At 59.4% G+C, this 6,496-nt stretch carries 6 protein-coding genes; all 6 read left to right on the top strand.

Going from position 1 to position 6,496, the window contains the following annotated elements; all coding sequences use genetic code 11:
• The first annotated feature begins 227 nt into the window (after window positions 1-227).
• The 6 genes from HMPREF3160_RS02070 to HMPREF3160_RS02045 all read left to right on the top strand — a co-directional run bounded on the left by HMPREF3160_RS02070 (window position 228) and on the right by HMPREF3160_RS02045 (window position 6,494).
• The gene (locus HMPREF3160_RS02070) at window positions 228-2,069 is read left to right on the top strand and encodes a hypothetical protein (protein ID WP_070506801.1); all 1,842 of its coding nucleotides are present in this window, start codon (window positions 228-230) and stop codon (window positions 2,067-2,069) included.
• A gap of 212 nt (window positions 2,070-2,281) precedes the next feature.
• Window positions 2,282-2,620, top strand: a complete 339-nt coding sequence (locus HMPREF3160_RS02065) for a type II toxin-antitoxin system VapB family antitoxin (protein ID WP_035756548.1) — start codon at window positions 2,282-2,284, stop codon at window positions 2,618-2,620.
• A complete protein-coding gene (locus tag HMPREF3160_RS02060; RefSeq protein WP_070506799.1) occupies window positions 2,617-3,303 on the top strand; it encodes a LytR C-terminal domain-containing protein in 687 nt (228 codons plus the stop codon). Before HMPREF3160_RS02065 ends, HMPREF3160_RS02060 begins: the two co-directional genes overlap by 4 nt.
• Window positions 3,304-3,465: 162 nt before the next feature.
• Window positions 3,466-4,806: an MFS transporter gene (locus HMPREF3160_RS02055; protein ID WP_070491174.1), complete on the top strand. Its 1,341-nt coding sequence runs from the start codon at window positions 3,466-3,468 to the stop codon at window positions 4,804-4,806.
• A 171-nt stretch (window positions 4,807-4,977) separates the two neighbouring features.
• Window positions 4,978-5,646: an ECF transporter S component gene (locus HMPREF3160_RS02050; RefSeq protein WP_052048525.1), complete on the top strand. Its 669-nt coding sequence runs from the start codon at window positions 4,978-4,980 to the stop codon at window positions 5,644-5,646.
• A gap of 5 nt (window positions 5,647-5,651) precedes the next feature.
• Window positions 5,652-6,494, top strand: a complete 843-nt coding sequence (locus HMPREF3160_RS02045; protein WP_176744681.1) for an energy-coupling factor transporter transmembrane component T — start codon at window positions 5,652-5,654, stop codon at window positions 6,492-6,494.
• Window positions 6,495-6,496 lie beyond the last annotated feature (2 nt).

Genomic DNA, 6,496 nt, shown 5'->3' with positions numbered 1-6,496 from the left:
ACGGCACACACCCACCAAAGCGCGAGCCCCGCAAAACCGGCCGACTGTCGCCTGTTGGTTCTGGCCTGCCTAGTCATCTGCGGTGCCCGTGAGACGGGTAAGGGACGGGATATTTGTAGCAATTTGGCGAAATCTTGTTACTAGCGGCTTCTTTACGCAGGTTTTGGCATATCGTGGGTGCAGTAGTAATACGGTTCATCCTTCACGAAATTCTTGAGGAGTGCACTATGGCGGATCAGAGTATTCCGCAACCGCCGCAACAGCCCGGCGGCGGGCAGCAGCCGCAGAACAATCAATACGGCGGCTACCCGCAACAAGGTGGACACCCACAACAGGGCGGATCCCCACAGCACAACGGCTACCCGCAACAGGGCGGTTACCCGCAGCAAGGTAACTACCCGCAGCAACCTGGTTTTCAGGGTGGTCCGCAGGCACCTAAACCGAACCCGTTCCAGGGCATCGGTAAAGACGTTTACATCAAGCTCGGCACCGTGCTCGGTATCGGTGTTGGCGCAGCGGTTGTCTCCTCACTGATTTTCGGTTTCCTCTACTGGGCCGTATATGAGAAGAAGTCGTGGGCCGGCATGTCAGCGTTCATGCATGAAAACTTCTTCTCGTTCATGCATTTGCCGGCTGCCGGTTTCCGTAACGTCCTCCACTATCACGGCGACAGCGCGACTTTCTCTCCTCTGACGATCTCGGTTCTCACCTTGATCGCGATATGGTTCTTCGGCCGCAAGCTGCGTTCCACCACGTTGGTCTCTAACTGGATCGCAAAGCTCGTGATCGCTGCCGCATCCGGCCTGGCGTTCTGGGGCGCACTGGTGATTCTCTCCGCGATCTTCGCGTGGGCTCCCGGCGGCGGAAGCGGTGCCTGGGCCGGCTCGTTCGGCGGCGCCGTCTACACCCTTGTGACGGTTGGCGGTCTGGTCTGGTACCTGCTCTCCCCGAAGGGCATCCCGGACAAACTCAACATCGGTGCCGCTGTGCGTTTGCTCCTGGAACACCTTGCCGTTGTCGGTGTTTTCGGGTTCCTCTTTAGCCTCTTGAACATCCTGACCGCTGGTGGCTACGCCCCTAAGGGTGAGATGTTCATCAGTGTCCTCGCGGGCATCCCGCACGTCGTCTTCAGCTGGTTTAACGCGATCTACTTGGGCTCCTTCTCGACCGGCTACGGCAGCTCATTCGGCTACGGCGGCTACGATTGGTGGGCTGTACTCGTCGGCGTCATCGTCGCGCTTCTCGCGCTGGCTATTTTCGCGTTGCGCTGGGCAGCACGCGGCCAGGCTGCCGCTCCGCTGAGCGCAAGCTGGCGCCTGCCAGCGGTCTACGCGGCAGGTGGCTTGTTCATGCTCTTCGCCCTGTTCTCCGGGACGGATGCTGACTTCTCCGCTGGCGCTAGCCTTGCAGGCTGGAACTTCATCTTGTTGGCGCTCGTCGGTGCCGCCATTGAAGCGTTGGCGCGCTACGTTGTCCCGGCATCCATGGGCTTCCTGCCTGGCACGCTACTCAGCTGGGTCAACGTCGGTATCCCGGAAGGTCCACAGAACTTCCAACAACTGGGTCAGGTTGCGCAGCAGCGCCGCCAAGAGTCCCAGGCACGCATGCAGCACATGCAACAGCAGATGCAGCAACAAGGCCAGCAGTACCCTCAGCAGAACCCGTACGGTTACGGTCAGCAGGGTGGAGCTCCGACGCCACCACAGCAGGGCCAGTCAGGCCAAGCAGGTCCTTATGGTCAACCAGGCCAGCAGGGCGGGGCTCCGATGCCTCCGCAGCCAGGCCAGTCAGCCCAGCCAGGGCCATATGGCCAGTCGGGCCCGTACGGTCAGGCACCTCAGCAGGGTGGCGCGCCGATGCCTCCGCGTCCAGGCCAGCCACCTCAGCAAGGCCAACCGGGCGCTTACGGCCAGCAGGCTCAGCAGGGTGGTCAGCAGGCTAAGCAGGGTGGTCAGGCTCCACTTCCACCACAGCCAGGCGGTCAGAACGGCCAGGGCAACCAAGGTGACCAGGGTGGTCAGAACAGCCAGGGTGGTCAGTCGCAGAACCCTAACGGTCAGAACCAGTAACGGTTGAATCACGGTTCGCGTGGGCCTCAGCATCGATAAGGTGCTGAGGCCCACCGTTCGTTTACCGGCGCCGTTCGTTTAACTGCACCGCTGTAACCGCTCCGTTCGAGCTGTTCTGTGGGCGGCATCGGACGTGTTTTTAACCGCTTCGCTCAATCTGACGGAGTTCGGCTGAGGTTTTGCGCGAGTTCTCGCGTAATGTGTGAGGCACAATGATTTTCAAGGCTGTCGGCAGTTCTCGTCCCTATCCAGATCACGGGTACAACACGTCCCGTGACTGGGCTGGCGTGTCTCCGCGGCAGGTTCGCTTGGCGGACCTGATCACAACCAAAGACACGCTGGACCTCACCCAGTTGCTGAGTGAGGATTCGACGTTCTTCGGGGACCTCTTCCCGCACGTCATCAAATACAGAGGCGAAATGTACCTCGAGGATGGCCTGCATCGTGCGCTACGCACGGCGCTGTATCGCCGCGAAGTCATGCACGCTCGTGTACTGGACCTGGATGCCTTGAATTCTGGTGGTGCCCAGACGAGGAGGCACGGCGCATGAGCGTCAAGAACTCTGACTCGATGCCCGCCTCCACACCGCCAGAAGATCACGACGCAGAAACCCGCAACACAGACGAGCACAACACAGGCGAGCGCAACATCGGCGAGGACCGGGTGGTGGCTTCTGAACCGTTGCCGCTGTTGATCACGGAGCAAGACCAGGTGGTAGCTAAACGGGCGCGCGCCTGGGTTATGGCTGGCCTGATTGCGCTCAGTGTTGCCGGTGCCACGTTGGGGTATGTGTGGTGGCAACGTGGAACGTGGTCACCGGATTTCCGTGCACCGAACCCCGCGGTTGTGTGCCCGGTATGGTCTCTGACGCCAGCGGAGCCACGTGAGGTCACGTTGAATGTTTTCAACGCTTCACAGCGCGAAGGCATCGCGACCGATGCGGCGAATCATCTGCGTGAACGCGGCTTTGACGTCAAGACGGTCCGTAACGCGACGCTGGATCCCGAAACCGCGGAGTCCGTCGCGATGATTTATGCAGGCCCGGAAGATACCGGGAAGGCCCTGGCCGTGCAGAAGCAGATCCCGGGATCCCAGGTCGTGTTACAGCCGGACCGGACTAACGGGATTCTGGATCTCGCGTTGGGTGTCAAATACAAGGGTGTTGCCCCGGTGGAGAAGATCCGTCACGGCAACGGGATGCTCAACTGCACCAAGCCGTGGTTCGAACGCTGAACCCTGAACCCCTTCTTATTCACCCTGGCGGTCGGTTGCTCCTCGGTTCGTCATAATTCATATACGATTTATTGTGATCCGGCGCACGGGGACTACGATGGCGGCAACGGCCTCTACCGGCCAGTAACTTTCGGCCCGTGAATCATGTAAGGGGATTCAGCGATGCCTAACGCCGCAGTACGCGCCAATCGGACTCGTGTTGCTTTTGCGACGCTCGTGGGAACCACTGTTGAGTGGTATGACTTCTTTATTTATGCCAACGCTGTTGCGCTCGTGTTCGCGCACCAGTTCTTTGCCCCGCTAGGCGATACGGGTGCGCAGCTGGTTGCTTTCGCATCGGTCGGTTTGTCTTTCTTGTTCCGGCCGCTTGGTGCCTTCCTTGCTGGCCACTATGGCGATAAGCTGGGGCGGCGCAAGATGCTCGTGATCACGTTGCTGTTGATGGGTGGCGCGACCACGGCGATCGGTTTGATCCCAACCTATGCCGCGATCGGTGTCGCGGCTCCGCTGCTGCTGTTGGCGATGCGCATTCTGCAGGGTATTTCCGCAGGTGGTGAATGGGGCGGCGCCGTCCTGATGGCGGTCGAACACGCTGGCCGTGAACGTCGCGGTCTTGCAGGTGCAGTCCCGCAGCTGGGTGTCCCGCTGGGTATGTTGCTGGCTTCGGGCACGATGGCGCTCATGACGGGCGTGATCGCCCCGACTGAAGAGGCGTTCAACTCGTGGGGTTGGCGTGTCCCGTTCCTGCTGTCCTTCCTGTTGGTGTTCTTGGGCTACTGGGTCCGCCGTTCGGTTGATGAGTCGCCTGTGTTCCAGGAGATCGCTGAACGCAAGGAGCAGATCCACATGCCGTTGGTTCAGTTGTTCAAGAAGTACTGGTACCTCGTGGTTTTGGGTGCGCTCGTGTTCGCGGGTAACAACGCCTCCGGCTACATGACTACTGGCGGGTTCATCACCAACTACACAACCAAGTCGCTGGGCATGAACCCTACGGATGTGCTACTCGCGGTGACGGCGGGTTCGTTCTTCTGGTTCGTGTTCACGCTCCTTTCGGGTTTTATGGCTGACGCGATCGGGCGTGTGCGCACCTACCAGATCGGGTTCATCATCCTGGGTATCTCTGTGTTCTTGGTGTTCCCGATGATTTCGACGAAGTCGCTGGGGATGCTCTACCTCGCGCTGTTGCTGTTCTCGGTTGGTTTGGGCCTCACGTATGGCCCGCAGTCGGCCCTGTATTCGGAGATGTTCCCGGCTTCGGTCCGGTTCTCTGGTGTCTCGGTTTCGTACGCGATCGGTGCGATCATCGGTGGCGCGTTCTCCCCGATGATCGCGAAGGCGATCTTCGATGCGACCGGCTCCACGGTCATGATTTCTTGGTACTTGCTGATCTTCGTGGTGATCGCTTTGGTTGCGGTCTCGTTGATCCGTGATCGTAAGGGTATTGACCTCTCGATTAGCAACGAGGCCGAGCAGGCTCACGGTGCTCTGGTTTTCCATAAATAGAATTGCTGACTAGGATCCGTCACTAGGAGGCGTCATGCGACAATCAGCGGTAGGGATTGTTGCATCGGCGCTTCCCGCGTAACTTAGTGAGTCAGGGGCCCTAGGTAAACGGGGGCCTAGCTGAAAGGGAACTACGAGCGTGATGCGACGCAGTTGGAGCGAGGTCATCTGATGCCCGCTATGCAAAAGTTCGCTGCACATGGCAGCAAGTATGGGCAGTTGACGCTGTTCATGGTCCCGTTGGGGATCGCGATCAACTTCATTGCTGGGCAGATTGTTCTTCTGCTCAAGCTGCCTGTGTATATGGATGCGATTGGAACCATCCTGGTGGGTGCGGTGTGTGGCCCGCTGCCGGGTGCCTTGGTTGGTTTGCTCACCAACCTGATCAATGCGATCACGTTGCCGACGCTGGTGCCGTACGCGATCGTTTCGGTTCTGATCGGTTTGGTTGCCGGTTGGCTTTCCCGTGTCGGCTGGTTCCGTAACGTGTTCCATGTGACGTTCGCTGCGTTCATTTTCGCGCTCATCGGTGGTTTTATCGGTTCGCTCATCACTATCTGGGTTTTCGGTGGCTTGTCCGCTTCCGGTGTTGGCTGGGTGACCGGTATTCTCCGTTCGCTTGGCGTGGGTGAAACCGCGGCTGTGTTCTTGGCCTCGATGCCGCTGGACTTCATCGACAAGGTCCCGTCTGCGTTCATCGCGTGGCTGATTATTCTGCGGATGCCTACCCGCGTGTTGGTCAAGTTGCCGTTGGGCGACAGGTATTTGAAGCCGCAGAAGACGCACGATGCGTTGGCTGATGAACAGAAGCATCCGGGCGAATTGACGTTGGGTCGGTGATGGGAATGACTCAGAAAGCTCAGACTCAAGCCGCGCAGGTCGAGGATCTGCGTGCCTACTATGTGGATCGCTATTCCCAGCCGTACCGGCTAGGGAACCCGATCCGGGACTTGAACCCGCTGGTTCTGTTCGTGTTCCTGTTGGCGATTGCGATTGCGTCAGTCGCGTTGCCATGGCCTGTTCTGGCGCCCACCATCGGCTGTGTGCTGTTCGTGGTGATCGCGATTCTTGCGGGCCGCGCTAAACAGTTCATTCCTCTGTATCTCAAGCTGTTCCTCGGCGTGGGTTCGGTCCTGTTCATCCTGCGCGTGTTCTTGATCGCGCCGGAAGAAGGCGCGACCGTCTACTGGAGCTGGGGCGACAACCTGTCCCTGTCCACGACCTCGCTCGCTGCGGCCGCCCGCTTCACGCTCGTCGTGATGTCTTTGTGCGGCGCTTTGGCGTTGTTCTTCCAGCTGGTCCCAGCTAAGAACCTGATGCTCGCGTTGCAGGGCGTTGGGTTGTCTTCCCGCTCGACCTACGTTGTGCTCTCTTCCTTCCAGTCGATCACTGATCTTCAGAAGATGTCGAAGGTTGTGGTGGATGCGCAGAAGGCTCGCGGTATTGAGATGGAGGGCGGTTTCTTCCGCCGCGTTGCGGCGTTCTTCCCGATCATCACCCCGGTGTTCCTCGCGGCGATCGGTCAGACGGAGGAACGTGCGCTCGCTTTGGATGCGCGTGCGTTCAACGTTCCAGAGAAACCTTCACAGTTGTCGTTCCTGCCTAAAGTTGGCGTGGGACAGTGGCTACTGGTTTTGGTCTCGTTGGTGATTGCTGTGGGCTCCATCGTCCTGGCCGTGGTCTTGTAAGG

Origin of the sequence: Arthrobacter sp. HMSC06H05 (genome assembly GCF_001807395.1) — a bacterium.
GTDB lineage: Bacteria > Actinomycetota > Actinomycetes > Actinomycetales > Micrococcaceae > Pseudoglutamicibacter > Pseudoglutamicibacter albus.
The sequence above is the reverse complement of the archived record's forward strand: the minus strand, read 5'-3'. Positions and strand labels throughout refer to the sequence as shown.

Excerpts from the sequence above, each read along its gene's own strand:
- HMPREF3160_RS02060 (WP_070506799.1), top strand. The coding sequence starts at position 2,617 with ATGAGCGTCAAGAACTCTGACTCGATGCCCGCCTCCACACCGCCAGAA.
- HMPREF3160_RS02055 (WP_070491174.1), top strand. The coding sequence starts at position 3,466 with ATGCCTAACGCCGCAGTACGCGCCAATCGGACTCGTGTTGCTTTTGCG.
- HMPREF3160_RS02045 (WP_176744681.1), top strand. The coding sequence starts at position 5,652 with ATGACTCAGAAAGCTCAGACTCAAGCCGCGCAGGTCGAGGATCTGCGT.
- HMPREF3160_RS02070 (WP_070506801.1), top strand. The coding sequence starts at position 228 with ATGGCGGATCAGAGTATTCCGCAACCGCCGCAACAGCCCGGCGGCGGG.
- HMPREF3160_RS02050 (WP_052048525.1), top strand. The coding sequence starts at position 4,978 with ATGCCCGCTATGCAAAAGTTCGCTGCACATGGCAGCAAGTATGGGCAG.
- HMPREF3160_RS02065 (WP_035756548.1), top strand. The coding sequence starts at position 2,282 with ATGATTTTCAAGGCTGTCGGCAGTTCTCGTCCCTATCCAGATCACGGG.